Origin of the sequence: Streptomyces sp. NBC_01017, from assembly GCF_045162795.1 — a bacterium.
Taxonomy (GTDB): Bacteria; Actinomycetota; Actinomycetes; order Streptomycetales; family Streptomycetaceae; genus Streptomyces; species Streptomyces machairae.
Genome location: NZ_CP108683.1, coordinates 3,403,810 through 3,420,976, shown reverse-complemented (window position 1 = coordinate 3,420,976; position 17,167 = coordinate 3,403,810). Strand labels below are relative to the sequence as shown.

Genomic DNA, 17,167 nt, shown 5'->3' with positions numbered 1-17,167 from the left:
TTCGTAGGACCTTGATCTTAGGCGCCGGGCCGGTCCCACGGTCGGGCCCGTTCTCGACCGCCAACGCAGGCGGCGTACCCCCCGAAGCCGACCTACTCCGCCGCCACCCCACCATTACGCGGCGTGGCCTCCAGATCGAACTCCCCGTCCCGCGCCCCCAGCACGAACGCCCGCCACTCCGCCTCGGTGTACCGCAGCACGGTGCCGGGGTCCAGGGACGAGCGCATGGCCACCGCGCCCGCCGGCAGGTACGCGATCTCGACCCGCTCCTCGTGCGCCTCGGTACCGGGCGCGCACTGCCACTCGGCCCCGGAGATGTCGAGGGCGTACAGCTCGTCCCGCTCCCGCTCCTTGCGCGCCTTGACGTCCTCGGACTGAGTCCCGACCTCGTTGTTGCGTGCCTCGGTCATGCCGCTGGGCCTCTTCCTGACGTGCGAACGACGTACGTGACTCAGCCTACTTGCGTCGGAGGCCCCGCACGTGCCTGTCGAGGATCAGAGGTCCTGGCGGGGCCGCAGGTTGCTGTGCACGACACCGGTCGGCACCTGCACCTGACCGTCGTACTCGGACATCGTCCGCTGCCAGATGGCGTCCTGCTCGGCCTCGTTCTTCTCGTGCGCCACGCCCATCTTGGTGAAGGCGACGCCCATGCCGGCGATGCGCTCCGCCAGGCTGGCCATCGACTCGTACATGCCGTCGCGCAGGCCCTCGTAGACGACGCCGAACTTCTCGCCGATGTCGTCGTCACCCCACGGCGGGGTGTCGCCCTTCTCGAGCGCGGTCAGCCCGGTCTGCAGGGACTTGACGGCCTTGGCGAAGTCCACGCCGACGCCGAACATGTGAAAGCCCTCGGTCTTGAGGACCTCAGGGTCGGAGTCCATGTAGTCCGACGACACAACTGCCCCCCGTGGCTCGTCTTTTCTGTCGCAACGCCACTCTAACGGGGACACCCGTCCGAGACCCAGCCCTCACGTGGGCAACGGAGAGGGGCGGCACCCACATGGGTACCGCCCCTCCCGATCGACCGACCGTCCCTCAGAACCGGTTCGGCACCCACCCCGTCTGAATCAGCTGCCCACCCCGACGGCGCGTGTGGAAGTGCCCACGCCCGGGCGGCAGTTGTGTCGCGGTGATGTTGCCGAGCAGTGCGCCCTCCGCACGGTCGCCGGAGAGCACGACGCCCTGGGCGCCGAGTTCGCGCATCCGCTGCATCACGGGCTCGTACAGCGACCGGCTCGCACCGCCCGAGGAGCGCGCGATGATGACGCGCAGGCCGATGTCACGGGCGAACGGCAGGTACTCCAGGAGCGGGGCCAGCGGGTTCACGCCGGTCGCCACCAGGTCGTAGTCGTCGACGATGACGAACGCGTCCGGGCTGTTGTACCAACTGCGGTTGCGCAGCTGCTCGGGTGTGACGTCCGGGCCGGGCATACGGCGGTGCATCGAGCCGGCCAGGCCCTCCAGCGTCTCCGTCAGGGCCGGCGCCGAGGCGCAGTACCGCGACAGGTGCGAGTCGGGCACGCCTTCCAGGTGGGCGCGCCGGTAGTCACCCATGACGATCTTCGCCTTGTCCGGCGAGTAGCGCTCGGTGATCTGCTTGACGAGCATTCGGAGCAGCGCGGACTTACCGGACTCGCTCTCACCGAACACGATGAACAGCGGGTCCGTCTCGAAGTCGACGAAGACCGGCGACAGCGACGACTCGTCGATGCCGATGGCGACACCGCGGTCCGGGTGCTCGAAGCCCTTGGGCAGCCCGTCCGCCGGCATCATCGTGGGCAGCAGACGGACGGACGGGGCCTGCTGGCCCTGCCAGTTGTCGTTGATGCCGCGCACGAGGATCGACGTCGCCTCCGACAGGTCCTCCGTCTCCGAGGAGCCGTCGACACGGGGCAGGCCCGCCATGAAGTGCAGCTTGTCCGAGGTCAGACCGCGGCCCGGCACGGTGGCGGGGACGTTCTGCGCGACCTTGCGGTCGATCTCGGACTCCGTCGGGTCACCGAGCCGCAGCTCGATGCGGTTCTGCAGCATGTCCTTGAGCGCGGGCCGCACCTCGGTGTAGCGGCTCGCCGTCAGGATCACGTGCACACCGAAGCCGAGGCCACGCGTGGCGATCTCGGTGACGGTCGCCTCGAGCATCTCGTAGTCGGTCTTGAAGGTGGCCCAGCCGTCGATGACGAGGAAGACGTCGCCCCAGATCTGGTCCGGCAGCTGGCCCGAGTTCCGGCGCTGACGGTAGGTCTGGATCGAGTCGACGTTGTTGGTGCGGAAGTACTCCTCACGCGCGTTGAGGATGCCCTCGACCTCGCTGACCGTACGGCGCACCTTCTCGGCGTCGAGACGGTTGGCGACGCCGCCGACATGCGCCAGCTCCTCCATCGAGATCAGACCGCCACCACCGAAGTCCAGGCAGTAGAACTGCACTTCGGACGGCGTGTGGGTGAGGGCGAACGACGAGATGAGCGAGCGCAGCAGCGTCGACTTGCCGGACTGCGGACCGCCGACGAACAGACCGTGACCGGCACCGCCCGCGAAGTCCCGGTACAGCACGTCACGCCGCTGCTCGAACGGCTTGTCCACCAGGCCGACCGGCACGTTGAGGCGGCCGAGCGCCGTGTAGTCGGGCGCGGTGAGGCCGCGGTCCTGGGTGACGGCGAGCTGCGGGAGCAGCTGCTCCAGTGAGGGCGCCTCGTCGAGCGGGGGCAGCCACACCTGGTGGGCGGGCGGCCCCTGGTTGATCATCCGGCTGACGAGGACGTCCAGCACGGTGTCGGCGAGCGCGTCGTCCACCCGGTTGTCGGGCTCCGGCTCCTCGATCACCGGCTGCGGGGGCAGCGCCACGTGCTCCGCCGAGAACAGCGCGGGACGCAGCTGCGTCGAGCGGTGCACGCGGGACGGGCCCTCACCGTGGTACGCCCCCGACACGTACGCCGCCTTGAAGCGGACCATGGTGTCGGTGTCGTACCGCAGATAGCCGGAGCCGGGGATCGACGGCAGGTGGTAGGCGTCCGGAACACCGATCGCCGTACGGGACTCGGCGGCGGAGAAGGTCCGCAGACCGATCCGGTACGACAGGTAGGTGTCCAGGCCGCGCAGCTTGCCCTCCTCCAGGCGCTGCGAGGCCAGCAGCAGGTGCACGCCCAGCGAACGGCCGATGCGGCCGATCTGGATGAACATGTCGATGAAGTCCGGCTTGGCCGTCAGGAGTTCGGAGAACTCGTCGAGCACGATGACCAGCGAGGCCATCGGCTCCAGCGCGGCGCCCGCAGCCCGGGCCTTCTCGTAGTCGTGCAGGTTGGCGTAGTTGCCCGCCGAGCGCAGCAGTTCCTGGCGGCGCTGCGTCTCACCCATGATCGAGTCGCGCATACGGTCGACGAGGGTGAGGTCGTCCGCGAGGTTGGTGATCACGGCCGCGGTGTGCGGCATGTCCGCCATACCGGCGAAGGTGGCGCCACCCTTGAAGTCCGCGAGGATGAAGTTCAGCGTCTCCGAGGAGTGCGTCACCGCGAGACCGAGCACCAGCGTACGCAGCACCTCGGACTTGCCGGAGCCGGTCGCTCCGACGCACAGGCCGTGCGGGCCCATGCCCTCCTGCGAGGCCTCCTTGAGGTCCAGCATGACCGGCTCGCCGTTCTCGCCGACACCGATCGGCACACGCAGCCGCTCGTGCAGCGTGCGGGGCCGCCAGGTGCGGGAGACGTCGACGGTGCCCGCGTCGCCGATGCCCATGAGGTCCGTGAAGTCCAGGTTGGACAGCAGCGGTTCGCCCTCTTCCGCGGAACCGACCCGGAACGGGGCCAGCTGCCGCGACAGGGACTCGGCCTGCGCCGGGTTGAGCAGGTCGGGCTTGCCGGTGTACGCGGACTCGTGGCCGACGAACAGCCGCATCCGCTCCGGCTTCACATAGACCGTCAGACCGGCGCGCAGCTCCTCCTCCAGCTCGCCGGGAGCGATCTCCAGGAAGGTGACGCCCTGGAGGCCCTCGCTGCTGGCGAGTTCGGAGTCCGGCGGGACGGTGCCGCCGTCGAGCACCACGATCAGGTGCGGCTGGTCGTAGACCGGGGTCGCCTCACGGTTCCAGCGGGGCCTGTCGTCCAGCTGGTCCGCGAGCGCCTCCTCCAGCTCACCGAGGTCGTCGAAGAGGAGCCGGGACGAGCCCGCGCCGTCCTTGCTCTTCGGGTGCTGGCTGTGCGGCAGCCACTTGATCCAGTCCCAGTCGGCCGCCGCGGAGGGATGCGCCACCACGGCGATCATCAGGTCCTCGGGCGAGTGCAGCGTCGCCAGCTGCGACAGGGACGCGCGGGCGTTGCCGTAGACCGTGTCCGTCTCACCGCAGACCGTCACGTGGTAGAAGGCACGCAGCGAGATGGCGACCGGCAGGTCCGACAGGCTGCCGTGCGCGTCGAGGAAGGCCTTCATGGCCGCCGCGGTCAGCGGCTCCAGCTCCTCCTTGGGAGCCGTCTCCGGCGCCACGAGCGGGGTGTTCAGCTGCTGGATGCCGCGACCGATCCGCACGGAGGCGAAGTCCGCGTCCGTCGGGCGCCGCTCCCACAGCCGCTTGCCGTCCGCCGCGACCGCCCACAGCTGCTCCGGGTCGGGGTGCTGGAAGAGCTGGCTCTGGCGCTGCAGCTCCGCGGTCTTGTGTACGTCCTTGCGGACCTGCTCCAGGTAGCGGAAGTAGTCACGCCGGTCCTGAGCCATCCCCGCGCCGCCGCCCTGCTGACGGGACTTGGCGAACTGGGCGATGGCCATGGCCAGCGTCGAGGCGAGCATCAGCCCGCCGACGACCCTCATGTACGAGGGGAGACCCGGCATGAAGAAGAAGCCGACCGAACCCACCATGCCCATCATGGGCAGCAGGTTCATCAGCATGCTCTCGTCGCCCTCGCGAGGGATCTCAGGAGGCGTCTCGAGTTTGACCTCGCCCTCCGGGACGGCCGGGGGCACTATCCGCGGTGGTCGTTTGATGATGACGACGCTCACCGAATGCACTCATCCTTCGCGATTGATACGTGATACGTCCTGGCACCGACGCCCCCGTGTACCGCGACGTGTTCTCGTTCGCGTAGGCGTCGTTCGCGTAGACAGCGATCCTACTGATGCGCCGCGTGCCCGAGGGAGGGAGGCGGATGGAGATGCGGCGCAGGTCCTGGGAGGAATGGGGGAGGTAGGTCCTTCCCCGGGTACCGCAACGGATATGGTGGCGCTCCGCGTCGTACGAGCGGCGCGAGGAAGCCTTGTCTAGCAGGGGGAACACCAGGTGAGCACGGGGACTTCGACAGGTTTCTGCCGAATCACCATCGCAGCGCCGGACAGCCGTGTAGATGTCGCGCTGCCGGAGGACCTGCCGATCCAGGACCTCTTTCCTGAGATCATCAGGCTCTCGGGCCTGGTCCAGTCCGATACCAGTCCATCTGGTTACCACCTTGTGACCCGCGAGGGTCAAGTGCTCGACGCGAGCCGTTCATTGCTCGAGCACCGGGTCAGGGACGGTGAGGTGCTGCTGCTGCGGACCTTCGCCGACTCGCTGCCGCCGGCCGTGCACGACGACGTGGTGGACGCGATCGCCGCCGCGGTCAAGCAGGACCTGCGCAGCTGGAACGACAACCTGATGCGCCTCGCCGGTCTGGTCGCCGGATCGCTGCTGCTGGTCATGCTCGGCTTCGTCTTCTGGTTCGCGGACCCGATCCGGCACGACATGCACGGCCTGCAGGGCATCCTCGCCGGCGTGACCGCGCTCGCCCTGACGGCTCTCGCCGGCGTACGGGCCCGGGTCTACGAGGACCGCGGTTCCGCCGTCGCACTCGGTATCTCGGCGCTGCCGCACGCGCTCATCGCGGGCTCCGGCGTCCTTCCGCAGGACGCGGGTGAGGGCCCCGGAAGGCTCCAGTTCCTCGTCGGCTGCGTCGCCGTGCTGCTGTTCTCCGTCGTACTGATCATGCTGCTGCCGCAGGGCGACGCCCCGTTCGTGGCCGCCGCGCTCGCCTCCGCGATCGGCACGCTCGCCGTGTTCTGCGGCGTGCTCACAGAGTCCCAGCCGCGGGAGATCGCCGCCGGTACAGCAGTCGTCGCCCTGGCAGTCGTCGGCTTCCTGCCCGGCTGGTCGGCCCGCTTCGCCAAGCTGCCGATCGGTTTCCGCAACCCCGAGGACCTCGCCCGGTCCCGTCGCGAGGGCCACGAGGGCGACCTCGAGGCCGTGGACGTCCAGCGCATCGTCGCCCAGACCAGCCGTGGCCACGAACTGCTGCTCGGCCTGGTCGGCGGCTGCGCCGCGGTCATCATCGGCGCCGGCGGTGCGGTGCTCGGCTTCAGTGACAGCGGCTGGGCCCAGCTGCTGGCCCTGTGCGCCGGCCTCGCCGCGATGCTGCGGGCCCGTCTGTTCCGCTACACCGCCCAGGTCACCTGCCTCTTCGTGGCCGGTGTCGTCACGCTCGGACTGTTGGTCCTCGGCCTCGCGATCTCGCCGCCGGCCGACGTCATCATGGAGCTGCTCCAGGGCAACTCCGGCCCGGTCGACGTCCGCACCCTGTGGCTCGGCGCCTCCGTCGGCGCGGGTGTGCTGCTGCTGATCGCGATCGCCCTGATCGTTCCGCAGAAGGGGCTCTCCCCCTTCTGGGGCCGCATGCTGGACCTCGCCGACTCACTGGTGCTGCTCTCCCTGGTCCCGATCTGCCTGGCCGTCCTCGACGTCTACGGCAAGGTCCGCGGCGGCGTCTGACCGGCAGCGGGGCCGGGAGGCCGCCTGTCAGGAGCGTGCCCGTGTGCTGGTACGCTGTGTGACGGCCGTTTGTGTACGCGCCTCCGGGTCCACCTGGGGGACGCGCCCAGCGGATCCCCGCCTCCCGAGTCACGGAAGCTCCCCTGAGAAGTGGACCAGGGGCACTCGGTGGCAATCAGAGACTACGAGGAGTACACGTGTCGCTCGACACCGCCACGAAGAAGCAGATCATCGCCGAGTTCGGTACCAAGGAGGGCGACACCGGCTCCCCCGAGGTCCAGGTCGCCATGCTCTCGCGTCGCATCTCGGACCTGACCGAGCACCTCAAGACCCACAAGCACGACCACCACTCCCGCCGTGGCCTGCTGATCCTCGTCGGTCAGCGCCGCCGCCTTCTCCAGTACCTGGCGAAGAAGGACATCCAGCGCTTCCGTACGCTGGTCGACCGCCTGGGCATCCGCCGCGGTGCGGCGGGCGCCAAGTAAGACGCCGTGAAGGGAGCGGTTCCCACTCTTAGGGGGCCGCTCCCTTTGCTGTACGTGCGGAGTGTCACCGCCCCTTTGTAGTGTGGTAGCACAACGCAATACCACGAGGAGAAGTGCGCCTCGCCGCCGCCGGTCCTCGGTAGTGGCCCCCGGGCAATGCGAACCCCGGGTGCTTCGATCGAAGACCGGCCCGCACTAGATGGAGCGCTTCTCCGCGCACGTCCCCTCGCCACACGGGCGAATCGGGACAAAAGACGCAACGTAGACGAAAAGTAACGGAGAAAACGCTAGTGGAGAACGAGACCCACTACGCCGAGGCCGTCATCGACAACGGCTCCTTCGGCACCCGCACCATCCGCTTCGAGACGGGCCGCCTGGCCAAGCAGGCCGCCGGCTCCGCCGTGGCGTACCTGGACGACGACACCATGGTGCTGTCGGCCACCACCGCCTCCAAGAACCCCAAGGACCAGCTCGACTTCTTCCCCCTGACGGTGGACGTCGAGGAGCGGATGTACGCCGCCGGCAAGATCCCCGGCAGCTTCTTCCGCCGTGAGGGCCGTCCCTCCGAGGACGCCATCCTCACCTGCCGCCTCATCGACCGCCCGCTGCGCCCGTCCTTCAAGAAGGGCCTTCGCAACGAGATCCAGGTCGTCGCCACGATCATGGCGCTCAACCCCGACCACCTGTACGACGTCGTGGCGATCAACGCCGCGTCCGCGTCCACGCAGCTGGCCGGCCTGCCCTTCTCCGGCCCGATCGGCGGCGTCCGCGTCGCGCTGATCCGCGGCCAGTGGGTGGCGTTCCCGACGCACAGCGAGCTCGAGGACGCCGTCTTCGACATGGTCGTCGCGGGCCGCACCCTGGAGGACGGCGACGTCGCGATCATGATGGTCGAGGCCGAGGCCACCGAGGGGACCATCAAGCTGGTCCAGGGTGGCGCCGAGGCCCCGACCGAGGAGGTCGTCGCCGCCGGTCTGGACGCCGCGAAGCCCTTCATCAAGGTGCTCTGCAAGGCCCAGGCCGACCTCGCCTCCAAGGCCGCCAAGCCGACCGGCGAGTTCCCGATCTTCCTCGACCACCAGGACGACGTCCTGGAGGCGCTCTCCGCCGCCGTCCGCCCGGAGCTCGCCTCCGCGCTGACCATCGCCGGCAAGCAGGAGCGCGAGTCCGAGCTGGACCGCGTCAAGGCGCTCGCCGCCGAGAAGCTCCTGCCGGAGTTCGAGGGCCGCGAGAAGGAGATCTCCGCCGCGTACCGCTCGCTCACCAAGCAGCTGGTCCGCGAGCGCGTGATCAAGGAGAAGAAGCGCATCGACGGCCGCGGTGTCACCGACATCCGCACGCTGGCCGCCGAGGTCGAGGCCATCCCGCGCGTGCACGGCTCCGCCGTGTTCGAGCGTGGCGAGACCCAGATCCTGGGCGTCACCACGCTGAACATGCTCCGTATGGAGCAGCAGCTGGACACGCTGTCGCCGGTGACGCGCAAGCGCTACATGCACAACTACAACTTCCCGCCGTACTCCACCGGCGAGACCGGCCGCGTCGGCTCCCCGAAGCGCCGGGAGATCGGCCACGGTGCGCTCGCCGAGCGCGCCCTCGTGCCGGTCCTGCCGACGCGCGAGGAGTTCCCCTACGCGATCCGCCAGGTCTCCGAGGCGCTGAGCTCCAACGGCTCGACGTCCATGGGCTCGGTCTGCGCCTCCACCATGTCGCTGCTGAACGCCGGTGTGCCGCTGAAGGCCCCCGTCGCCGGTATCGCCATGGGCCTGATCTCCCAGGAGATCGAGGGCGAGACGCACTACGTCACCCTCACCGACATCCTCGGTGCGGAGGACGCCTTCGGCGACATGGACTTCAAGGTCGCCGGCACCAAGGAGTTCGTGACCGCCCTCCAGCTCGACACCAAGCTGGACGGCATCCCCGCCTCCGTCCTGGCCGCCGCCCTCAAGCAGGCCCGTGACGCCCGCCTCCACATCCTCGACGTGATGATGGAAGCGATCGACACGCCGGACGAGATGTCCCCGAACGCCCCGCGGATCATCACCGTCAAGATCCCCGTGGACAAGATCGGCGAGGTCATCGGCCCCAAGGGCAAGATGATCAACCAGATCCAGGAGGACACCGGCGCCGACATCACGATCGAGGACGACGGCACCATCTACATCGGCGCGGTCGACGGCCCCTCCGCCGAGGCCGCCCGCACCACGATCAACTCGATCGCCAACCCGACCATGCCGGAGGTCGGCGAGCGCTACCTGGGCACGGTCGTGAAGACGACCACCTTCGGTGCGTTCGTGTCGCTGCTCCCGGGCAAGGACGGTCTGCTGCACATCTCGCAGATCCGCAAGCTGGCCGGCGGCAAGCGCGTGGAGAACGTCGAAGACGTGCTCGGCGTGGGCGCCAAGGTCCAGGTCGAGATCGCCGAGATCGACTCCCGCGGCAAGCTGTCGCTCGTCCCGGTCATCGAGGGCGAAGAAGGCTCCGACGAGGACAAGAAGGACGACACCGACCAGTGACGTCGAGTAGCTCCACGGCGACGGCCCGCACCTCTTCGGAGGCGCGGGCCGTCGCCCGTACCCAAACCCTGATCAAGGGCACCAACGGCATCGGCACGGTCCGCAAGACCACCCTCCCGGGCGGCCTGCGCATCGTCACCGAGACCCTGCCCTCGGTCCGCTCGGCGACCTTCGGCATCTGGGCGCACGTCGGCTCCCGCGACGAGACCCCGGCTCTGAACGGCGCCACGCACTACCTGGAGCACCTGCTCTTCAAGGGCACCACCCGCAGGTCGGCCCTGGACATCTCCTCCGCCATCGACGCCGTCGGCGGCGAGATGAACGCCTTCACGGCGAAGGAGTACACGTGCTACTACGCGCGCGTGCTCGACACCGACCTGCCGCTCGCCATGGACGTCGTCTGCGACATGCTGACGGGCTCCCTCATCGTCGAAGAGGACGTCAACGTCGAGCGGGGCGCGATCCTCGAAGAGATCGCCATGACCGAGGACGACCCGGGCGACTGTGTGCACGACCTGTTCGCGCACACCATGTTCGGCGACAACCCCCTCGGCCGCCCGGTCCTCGGCACGGTCGACACGGTCAACGCCCTCACCGCCGACCGCATCCGCCGCTTCTACAAGAAGCACTACGACCCGACCCACCTGGTCGTGGCGGCCGCGGGCAACATCGACCACAACAAGGTCGTACGACAGGTCCGCGCGGCCTTCGAGAAGGCCGGCGCCTTCAAGAACGGTGACGCCGCGCCCATCGGCCCGCGCGACGGACGGCGCACCATCCGCGCCGCGGGCCGGGTCGGCCTGATCGGCCGCAAGACCGAACAGGCCCATGTCGTCCTCGGCATGCCCGGCCTGGCCCGCACGGACGAGCGCCGCTGGGCGCTGGGCGTCCTCAACACCGCCCTCGGCGGCGGCATGTCGTCCCGCCTGTTCCAGGAGGTCCGCGAGAAGCGCGGCCTGGCCTACAGCGTGTACTCGTACACCTCGGGCTTCGCCGACTGCGGCCTGTTCGGCGTGTACGCGGGCTGCCGGCCCTCGCAGGTCCACGACGTGCTGAAGATCTGCCGCGACGAACTCGACCAGGTCGCCGAACACGGCCTGTCCGACGACGAGATCGACCGTGCCATCGGCCAGCTCCGCGGCTCCACCGTCCTCGGCCTGGAGGACACCGGTGCGCTGATGAACCGCATCGGCAAGAGCGAGCTGTGCTGGGGCGAGCAGATGTCCGTCGACGACATGCTGTCCCGGATCGCGGCCGTGACGCCGGACGACGTCCGCGCGGTTGCCCGCGAGGTCCTCGGACAGCGGCCCTCGCTGTCGGTCATCGGCCCGCTGAAGGACAAACAGGCGACCCGGCTGAACGACGCCGTCGCCTGACCGTCCGCCCACGGAACATCCGACGCGGAACATCCGACGTAAGGAAGCAAGAAAGATGAGCAAGCTGCGCGTGGCGGTCCTCGGTGCCAAGGGCCGCATCGGGTCCGAGGCGGTACGGGCGGTGGAGGCCGCCGAGGACATGGAGCTGGTCGCGGCCCTGAGCCGGGGCGACAAGCTGGAGGCGCTGGCGGAGAGCGGAGCCCAGGTCGCCGTCGAACTGACCACGCCGGACTCGGTGATGGACAACCTCGACTACTGCGTACGGCACGGCATCCACGCCGTCGTCGGTACGACGGGCTGGACCGACGAGCGTCTCGCGCAGCTGAAGGCCTGGCTGGCCGAGTCCCCGCAGACCGGCGTGCTCATCGCGCCGAACTTCTCCATCGGGGCCGTCCTGACGATGAAGTTCGCGCAGATCGCCGCGCCCTACTTCGAGTCGGTCGAGGTCGTCGAGCTGCACCACCCGAAGAAGGTCGACGCCCCGAGCGGTACGGCCACGCGCACGGCCCAGCTCATCGCCGAGGCCCGCCGCGCCGCCGGCACGGCCCCCGCGCCGGACGCCACGGAGACGGCCCTCGACGGCGCGCGAGGTGCCAGCGTCGACGGGATCCCGGTGCACGCGGTCCGCCTGCGCGGCCTGCTGGCCCACCAGGAGGTCCTGCTCGGCGGCGAGGGCGAGACCCTGACCGTCCGCCACGACTCCCTCCACCACAGCAGCTTCATGCCGGGCATCCTGCTCGGCGCCCGCCGCGTGGTGACCACTCCGGGCCTGACTTTCGGCCTGGAGCACTTCCTGGACCTGGGCTGAGGCTCGCAGATGCGCGCGAAGATCTCCTACGTCATAACGGCCGCCGTCCTGGTCGTCTACTTCGTCCTGGTCGGCAGCCGTGGCGTGCTGCTCATCCAGTCCGGCACGGTCCTCACCGTCACCTTCGGTGTGGCGGTGCTGATCCTGCCGGTGATCGGCCTGTGGTTCCTGTGGAAGAACACCCAGTTCGTCCGCCGGGCCAACGCGCTGGCCGCCGAACTCGACGCCGAAGGCGCCCTGCCCGTCGACGAACTGAAGCGCACCCCCAGCGGCCGTATCGACCGTGACTCGGCCGACGAGGTCTTCGCCAGGCGCAGGGCCGAGACGGAAGCCGCCCCCAACGACTGGCGCAGCTGGTTCCGTCTCGCCGTGGCCTACCACGACGCCCGCGACACTCCGCGCGCCCGCAAGGCGATGCAACGCGCCATCGCCCTTCACGACGGCAGGACCGTCGAGGCCTGAGTCCTACGACGACCGCTCGGCCGTAAGCCGAAGGGGCCGGTCCGCACTGCTTGCGGACCGGCCCCTTCGCGTACCCGGCTCGATCAGCCGTGCGTGTTCTCCGCGGCCCAGGCCTCCACGGCGTCCGTGGCCCGGTTGAACGCCGCGACCCGGGCCATGAAGTCCGCGTTGTGCGTGGTCATCAGCGTCGGCATGTCATCCGCCGCACGGTCCCGCCGTACGAGCATCAGTGCCTGTCCCTGCACCGTGCGCGGCAGCCCCAGCCAGCGCACCGGCTGCTGCACCGTCCGCACGGCGACGACCTGCTGCCAGGGCACCGTACGCGTGGCGAAGAACCTCACCTGGCGCAGCCCGCTCGCGCTCACCCACACGCCCATCCGCAGCAGCCTCAGGGCACCCGCGATGACGGCCAGCGCGATGCCGAAGACGACCGCGGCCCCGGTCACCGTGCCCGTCAGGGCGATGATGACCGCGGCGAACAGCACGTACGAGGCGAGCAGCAGCCACAGCGCGGCCACGCCCACGCGCCACGGCCCGGGCCGGTAGGGGCGCCGCCAGCGGTCGAGGTCGTCGAACGGCAGCGCGACATCGTCGGCTGTCTCGAATGCGCGGTCGGCCGTCAGGAAGGGCAGGGGCACGGCTGGTCCTCACTCGTTCCATGCATGGGCTGTGCCCGGTGAGGCTATCGACCTGTGTCCCCACTCACCACCCTTGGGGGTCCGATGGAGTCAGCGCCCCTGGGAGGCCTGGGACTGCTGAGTCTGCGCCCCGGTATCGGTGGACAGCGCGGGCGTGCCCACCACCAGCGAGCCGGCGAGCCCGGCGACGATGGTGAGCCCCAGCAGCCATCGCCCGGCCATCTGGCCGACGGACGCCCGCTCACGGGGTGGGGGAGTGACATTGCTGCGGAACCTGTCGGCCTCGGCGAGAAAGGCGAACGGAACGGGCTCACGCCGACGGAACATGGAGGGTGCGTCCCCCTTCGGGATCGAACGAATCACTTTCATCAACACAGACGAGCGAGTGCCCCAAAAGGTGCCCGGTTTCACCGACTTCCTTCCGTCACGACCTTCCTTCGGTCACGACGGCGAACGTCCCGTTTGATGGGACGTAGAGTGGCGTCGCCAAGAGACGAGATGGGAAGGACCCTCCGAACCGTGACCCCCACCCCCGACGACGATTTCAAGATCGATCTGCGCAGCGATGTCACCGTCGAACTGGTCAAACACAGCGCGGCCGACTCCGACGTGCTGTTCGCGGCCCGGGTGTCGACCGTCGGGGAGCAGTCCCTGGATGAGTTGAACAAGGACCCGGAGCGTTCGAAGGGCCTGATCAACTACCTCATGCGGGACCGGCACGGCAGCCCGTTCGAGCACAACTCCATGACGTTCTTCATCAGCGCCCCGATCTTCGTCTTCCGCGAGTTCATGCGGCACCGCGTCGGGTGGTCGTACAACGAGGAGTCCGGCCGCTACAGGGAGCTGCAGCCGGTGTTCTACGTGCCGGGCACCTCGCGCAAGCTCGTGCAGCAGGGCCGCCCGGGCAAGTACGTCTTCGTCGAGGGCACCCCGGAGCAGCACGACTTCGTGCAGCACGCCATGGAGGAGTCGTACCGCGAGGCGTACCGCACCTACCAGGAGATGCTCGCCCAGGGCGTCGCCCGTGAGGTCGCCCGCGCGGTCCTCCCGGTCGGTCTGTTCTCCTCGATGTACGCCACCTGCAACGCCCGCTCGCTGATGCACTTCCTCGGCCTGCGCACCCAGCACGAGCTGGCCAAGGTCCCGTCCTTCCCGCAGCGGGAGATCGAGATGGTCGGCGAGAAGATGGAGGCGGCGTGGGCCGAGCTCATGCCGCTCACCCACGCGGCGTTCAATGCGAACGGCCGTGTGGCGCCGTAAGGCACTGTCCGTATTGCGGCATTTAGAGATGTTCATCTAGCCTGATCAAACGGACCCGGCACTGCTTGAACCCCCGAGCAGGCAGTGCCGGGCTCCTTATTTGTCCTGACTTTCCCGTACCCCCCTAGGGCAGACCAGGCCGTGCGCAACGAGTAGCGTGTAACCCATGGCTCCGACCTCCACTCCGCAGACCCCCTTCGGGCGGGTCCTCACCGCCATGATCACGCCCTTCACGGCGGACGGCGCACTTGATCTCGACGGCGCGCAGCGGCTCGCCACGCACCTGGTGGACGCAGGCAACGACGGCCTGATCATCAACGGCACCACCGGCGAGTCGCCCACCACCAGCAACGCGGAGAAATCGGACCTGGTACGAGCGGTAGTGGAGGCCGTCGGCGACCGAGCCCACGTCGTGGCCGGCGTCGGCACCAACGACACCCGCCACAGCCTCGAGCTGGCCCGAGCGGCGGAGAAGGTGGGCGCACACGGCCTCCTGGTCGTCACGCCCTACTACAACAAGCCCCCGCAGGAGGGCCTGTACCGGCACTTCAAGGCCATCGCCGACGTCACCGAGCTGCCCGTCATGCTCTACGACATCCCCGGCCGCAGCGGCGTCCCGATCAGCACCGAGACGATCGTCCGCCTCGCCGAGCACCCGCGGATCGTCGCCAACAAGGACGCCAAGGGTGACCTCGGCCGCGCGAGCTGGGCCATCGCGCGCTCCGGCCTCGCCTGGTACTCGGGCGACGACATGCTGAACCTGCCGCTGCTCTCCGTGGGCGCGGTCGGCTTCGTGTCCGTCGTCGGCCATGTGGTCACCCCCGACCTGCGCGCGCTCGTAGAGGCGTACATCTCGGGCGACGTCCAGAAGGCCACGGAGATCCACCAGAAGCTGCTCCCGGTCTACACCGGCATGTTCCGCACCCAGGGCGTCATGACCACCAAGGCCGCGCTCACCCTCCAGGGCCTGCCCGCGGGGCCGCTGCGCGCACCGATGGCCGAGTGCTCACCCGAGGAGATCGAACAGCTCAAGATCGATCTTGCCGCGGGCGGGGTACAGCTCTAACACCAGACTTCGCGCTCCAGGCGCGCACAACAGACTCCACAACTGAATACGCAGGCCACCGGTGCCTGCACCCCACAACGACAACTGCTTCTGCACGAACGTCACGCGCGCCACGTGCCCAACCGGTACGTGGCGTGCGTGGTGAGGAGAGTCTTTTGAGTCATCCGCATCCTGAACTCGGCACGCCCCCGCCGCTCCCCGAGGGTGGCCTGCGCGTCACCCCACTCGGCGGCCTCGGCGAGATCGGCCGAAACATGACGGTCTTCGAATACGGCGGCCGCCTACTGATCGTCGACTGCGGAGTGCTCTTCCCTGAGGAGGAGCAGCCCGGAATCGACCTGATCCTGCCGGACTTCTCGTCCATCCGGGACCGCCTCGACGACATCGAGGGCATCGTCCTCACGCACGGTCACGAGGACCACATCGGCGGCGTCCCGTTCCTGCTCCGCGAGAAGCCGGACATCCCGCTGATCGGCTCCAAGCTGACCCTCGCGCTCATCGAGGCGAAGCTCCAGGAGCACCGCATCCGCCCGTACACCCTTGAGGTGGTGGAGGGGAACCGCGAACGCATCGGTCCCTTCGACTGCGAGTTCGTCGCGGTCAACCACTCCATTCCGGACGCCCTCGCGGTCGCCATCCGCACGCCTGCCGGTATGGCGGTCCACACGGGCGACTTCAAGATGGACCAGCTCCCGCTGGACAACCGTCTGACCGACCTGCACGCGTTCGCACGGCTGAGCGAGGAAGGCATCGACCTCCTCCTCTCCGACTCCACGAACGCGGAGGTCCCGGGCTTCGTCCCGCCGGAGCGGGACATCTCCAACGTCCTGCGCCAGGTCTTCGCGAACGCCCGCAAGCGGATCATCGTGGCGAGCTTCGCCAGCCACATCCACCGCATCCAGCAGATCCTGGACGCGGCCCACGAGTACGGCCGCAGGGTCGCCTTCGTCGGCCGCTCGATGGTCCGCAACATGGGCATCGCCAGGGACCTCGGCTACCTGAAGGTCCCCCCGGGCCTGGTGGTGGACATCAAGACACTGGACGACCTCCCCGACCACGAGGTCGTGCTGGTCTGCACGGGTTCCCAGGGCGAACCGATGGCGGCCCTGTCCCGCATGGCCAACCGGGACCACCAGATCCGGATCGTCCAGGGCGACACGGTGATCCTGGCGTCCTCCCTGATCCCCGGCAACGAGAACGCGGTCTACCGCGTGATCAACGGCCTGACCCGCTGGGGCGCCAACGTCGTCCACAAGGGCAACGCCAAGGTGCACGTCTCGGGCCACGCGTCCGCCGGCGAGCTCCTGTACTTCTACAACATCTGCCGCCCGAAGAACCTGATGCCGGTGCACGGCGAATGGCGCCACCTGCGCGCCAACGCCGAACTGGGCGCCCTGACCGGTGTCCCGCACGACCGCATCGTCATCGCCGAGGACGGCATCGCCGTCGACCTCATCGAGGGCAAGGCGAAGATCTCCGGCAAGGTCCAGGCCGGGTACGTGTACGTCGACGGCCTCTCGGTCGGCGACGTGGGCGAGCCGGCGCTCAAGGACCGCAAGATCCTGGGTGACGAGGGCATCATCTCCGTCTTCGTGGTGATGGACTCGTCCACCGGCAAGATCACGGGTGGCCCGCACATCCAGGCCCGCGGCTCCGGCATCGAGGACTCCGCCTTCGGCGAGGTCATCCCGAAGATCACGGAGACGCTGGAGCGGTCGGCCCAGGACGGCGTGGTCGAACCCCACCAGCTGCAGCAGCTCGTGCGCCGCACCCTGGGCAAGTGGGTCTCCGACACCTACCGTCGCAGGCCGATGATCCTCCCTGTCGTCGTGGAGGTCTGA

14 protein-coding genes are annotated in these 17,167 nt (G+C 68.9%); 9 read left to right on the top strand and 5 right to left on the bottom strand.

What is annotated here, in order from left to right:
* Positions 1 to 92: 92 nt before the first annotated feature.
* The 3 genes from OG331_RS15550 to eccCa all read right to left on the bottom strand — a co-directional run bounded on the left by OG331_RS15550 (position 93) and on the right by eccCa (position 4,983).
* Positions 93 to 410, bottom strand: a complete 318-nt coding sequence (locus OG331_RS15550) for a DUF397 domain-containing protein (RefSeq protein ID WP_406196402.1) — start codon at positions 408 to 410, stop codon at positions 93 to 95.
* A gap of 84 nt (positions 411 to 494) precedes the next feature.
* Positions 495 to 881 (bottom strand): hypothetical protein, encoded by a 387-nt coding sequence (locus OG331_RS15545; RefSeq protein ID WP_406196400.1) that lies wholly within the window; start codon positions 879 to 881, stop codon positions 495 to 497.
* Between the two features lie 154 nt (positions 882 to 1,035).
* Entirely contained in the window at positions 1,036 to 4,983 is a 3,948-nt protein-coding gene (gene eccCa, locus OG331_RS15540; protein ID WP_406196397.1) for a type VII secretion protein EccCa, read from the bottom strand.
* A gap of 277 nt (positions 4,984 to 5,260) precedes the next feature.
* Here eccCa and eccD point away from each other — a divergent pair, with 277 nt between their 5' ends.
* From eccD to OG331_RS15510, 6 genes are all read left to right on the top strand, one after another.
* Positions 5,261 to 6,718: a type VII secretion integral membrane protein EccD gene (gene eccD, locus OG331_RS15535; RefSeq protein WP_406196394.1), complete on the top strand. Its 1,458-nt coding sequence runs from the start codon at positions 5,261 to 5,263 to the stop codon at positions 6,716 to 6,718.
* 197 nt (positions 6,719 to 6,915) lie between these two features.
* Positions 6,916 to 7,203 carry a 30S ribosomal protein S15 gene (gene rpsO / locus OG331_RS15530; RefSeq protein WP_190076129.1) on the top strand — a complete coding sequence of 96 codons (288 nt, stop codon included), beginning with the start codon at positions 6,916 to 6,918 and terminating at the stop codon, positions 7,201 to 7,203.
* A gap of 290 nt (positions 7,204 to 7,493) precedes the next feature.
* The gene (locus OG331_RS15525) at positions 7,494 to 9,716 is read left to right on the top strand and encodes a polyribonucleotide nucleotidyltransferase (protein ID WP_406196390.1); all 2,223 of its coding nucleotides are present in this window, start codon (positions 7,494 to 7,496) and stop codon (positions 9,714 to 9,716) included.
* Positions 9,713 to 11,092 (top strand): M16 family metallopeptidase, encoded by a 1,380-nt coding sequence (locus OG331_RS15520; protein ID WP_406196388.1) that lies wholly within the window; start codon positions 9,713 to 9,715, stop codon positions 11,090 to 11,092. Before OG331_RS15525 ends, OG331_RS15520 begins: the two co-directional genes overlap by 4 nt.
* A gap of 55 nt (positions 11,093 to 11,147) precedes the next feature.
* Positions 11,148 to 11,900, top strand: coding sequence for a 4-hydroxy-tetrahydrodipicolinate reductase (gene dapB / locus OG331_RS15515; RefSeq protein WP_406196386.1), 753 nt, complete (start codon positions 11,148 to 11,150; stop codon positions 11,898 to 11,900).
* Between the two features lie 9 nt (positions 11,901 to 11,909).
* Entirely contained in the window at positions 11,910 to 12,362 is a 453-nt protein-coding gene (locus tag OG331_RS15510; protein ID WP_406196384.1) for a hypothetical protein, read from the top strand.
* Between the two features lie 83 nt (positions 12,363 to 12,445).
* Here OG331_RS15510 and OG331_RS15505 read toward each other — a convergent pair whose 3' ends face one another.
* Positions 12,446 to 13,000 (bottom strand): PH domain-containing protein, encoded by a 555-nt coding sequence (locus OG331_RS15505; protein WP_406196382.1) that lies wholly within the window; start codon positions 12,998 to 13,000, stop codon positions 12,446 to 12,448.
* Positions 13,001 to 13,090: 90 nt separating this feature from the next.
* The gene (locus OG331_RS15500; protein WP_383607273.1) at positions 13,091 to 13,327 is read right to left on the bottom strand and encodes a hypothetical protein; all 237 of its coding nucleotides are present in this window, start codon (positions 13,325 to 13,327) and stop codon (positions 13,091 to 13,093) included.
* 192 nt (positions 13,328 to 13,519) lie between these two features.
* Between OG331_RS15500 and thyX the strand changes: the two genes are divergently transcribed.
* The 3 genes from thyX to OG331_RS15485 all read left to right on the top strand — a co-directional run bounded on the left by thyX (position 13,520) and on the right by OG331_RS15485 (position 17,167).
* A complete protein-coding gene (gene thyX / locus OG331_RS15495; protein ID WP_391397303.1) occupies positions 13,520 to 14,260 on the top strand; it encodes an FAD-dependent thymidylate synthase in 741 nt (246 codons plus the stop codon).
* Between the two features lie 166 nt (positions 14,261 to 14,426).
* Positions 14,427 to 15,326 (top strand): 4-hydroxy-tetrahydrodipicolinate synthase, encoded by a 900-nt coding sequence (gene dapA, locus OG331_RS15490; RefSeq protein WP_363032241.1) that lies wholly within the window; start codon positions 14,427 to 14,429, stop codon positions 15,324 to 15,326.
* A 155-nt stretch (positions 15,327 to 15,481) separates the two neighbouring features.
* Positions 15,482 to 17,167 carry a ribonuclease J gene (locus OG331_RS15485; RefSeq protein ID WP_406196379.1) on the top strand — a complete coding sequence of 562 codons (1,686 nt, stop codon included), beginning with the start codon at positions 15,482 to 15,484 and terminating at the stop codon, positions 17,165 to 17,167.

Bases quoted from the DNA above. Each gene is read 5' to 3' on its own strand.
- OG331_RS15545 (WP_406196400.1), bottom strand. From the start codon at position 881: ATGGACTCCGACCCTGAGGTCCTCAAGACCGAGGGCTTTCACATGTTC.
- OG331_RS15510 (WP_406196384.1), top strand. From the start codon at position 11,910: ATGCGCGCGAAGATCTCCTACGTCATAACGGCCGCCGTCCTGGTCGTC.
- OG331_RS15500 (WP_383607273.1), bottom strand. From the start codon at position 13,327: ATGTTCCGTCGGCGTGAGCCCGTTCCGTTCGCCTTTCTCGCCGAGGCC.
- OG331_RS15550 (WP_406196402.1), bottom strand. From the start codon at position 410: ATGACCGAGGCACGCAACAACGAGGTCGGGACTCAGTCCGAGGACGTC.
- dapB (WP_406196386.1), top strand. From the start codon at position 11,148: ATGAGCAAGCTGCGCGTGGCGGTCCTCGGTGCCAAGGGCCGCATCGGG.
- dapA (WP_363032241.1), top strand. From the start codon at position 14,427: ATGGCTCCGACCTCCACTCCGCAGACCCCCTTCGGGCGGGTCCTCACC.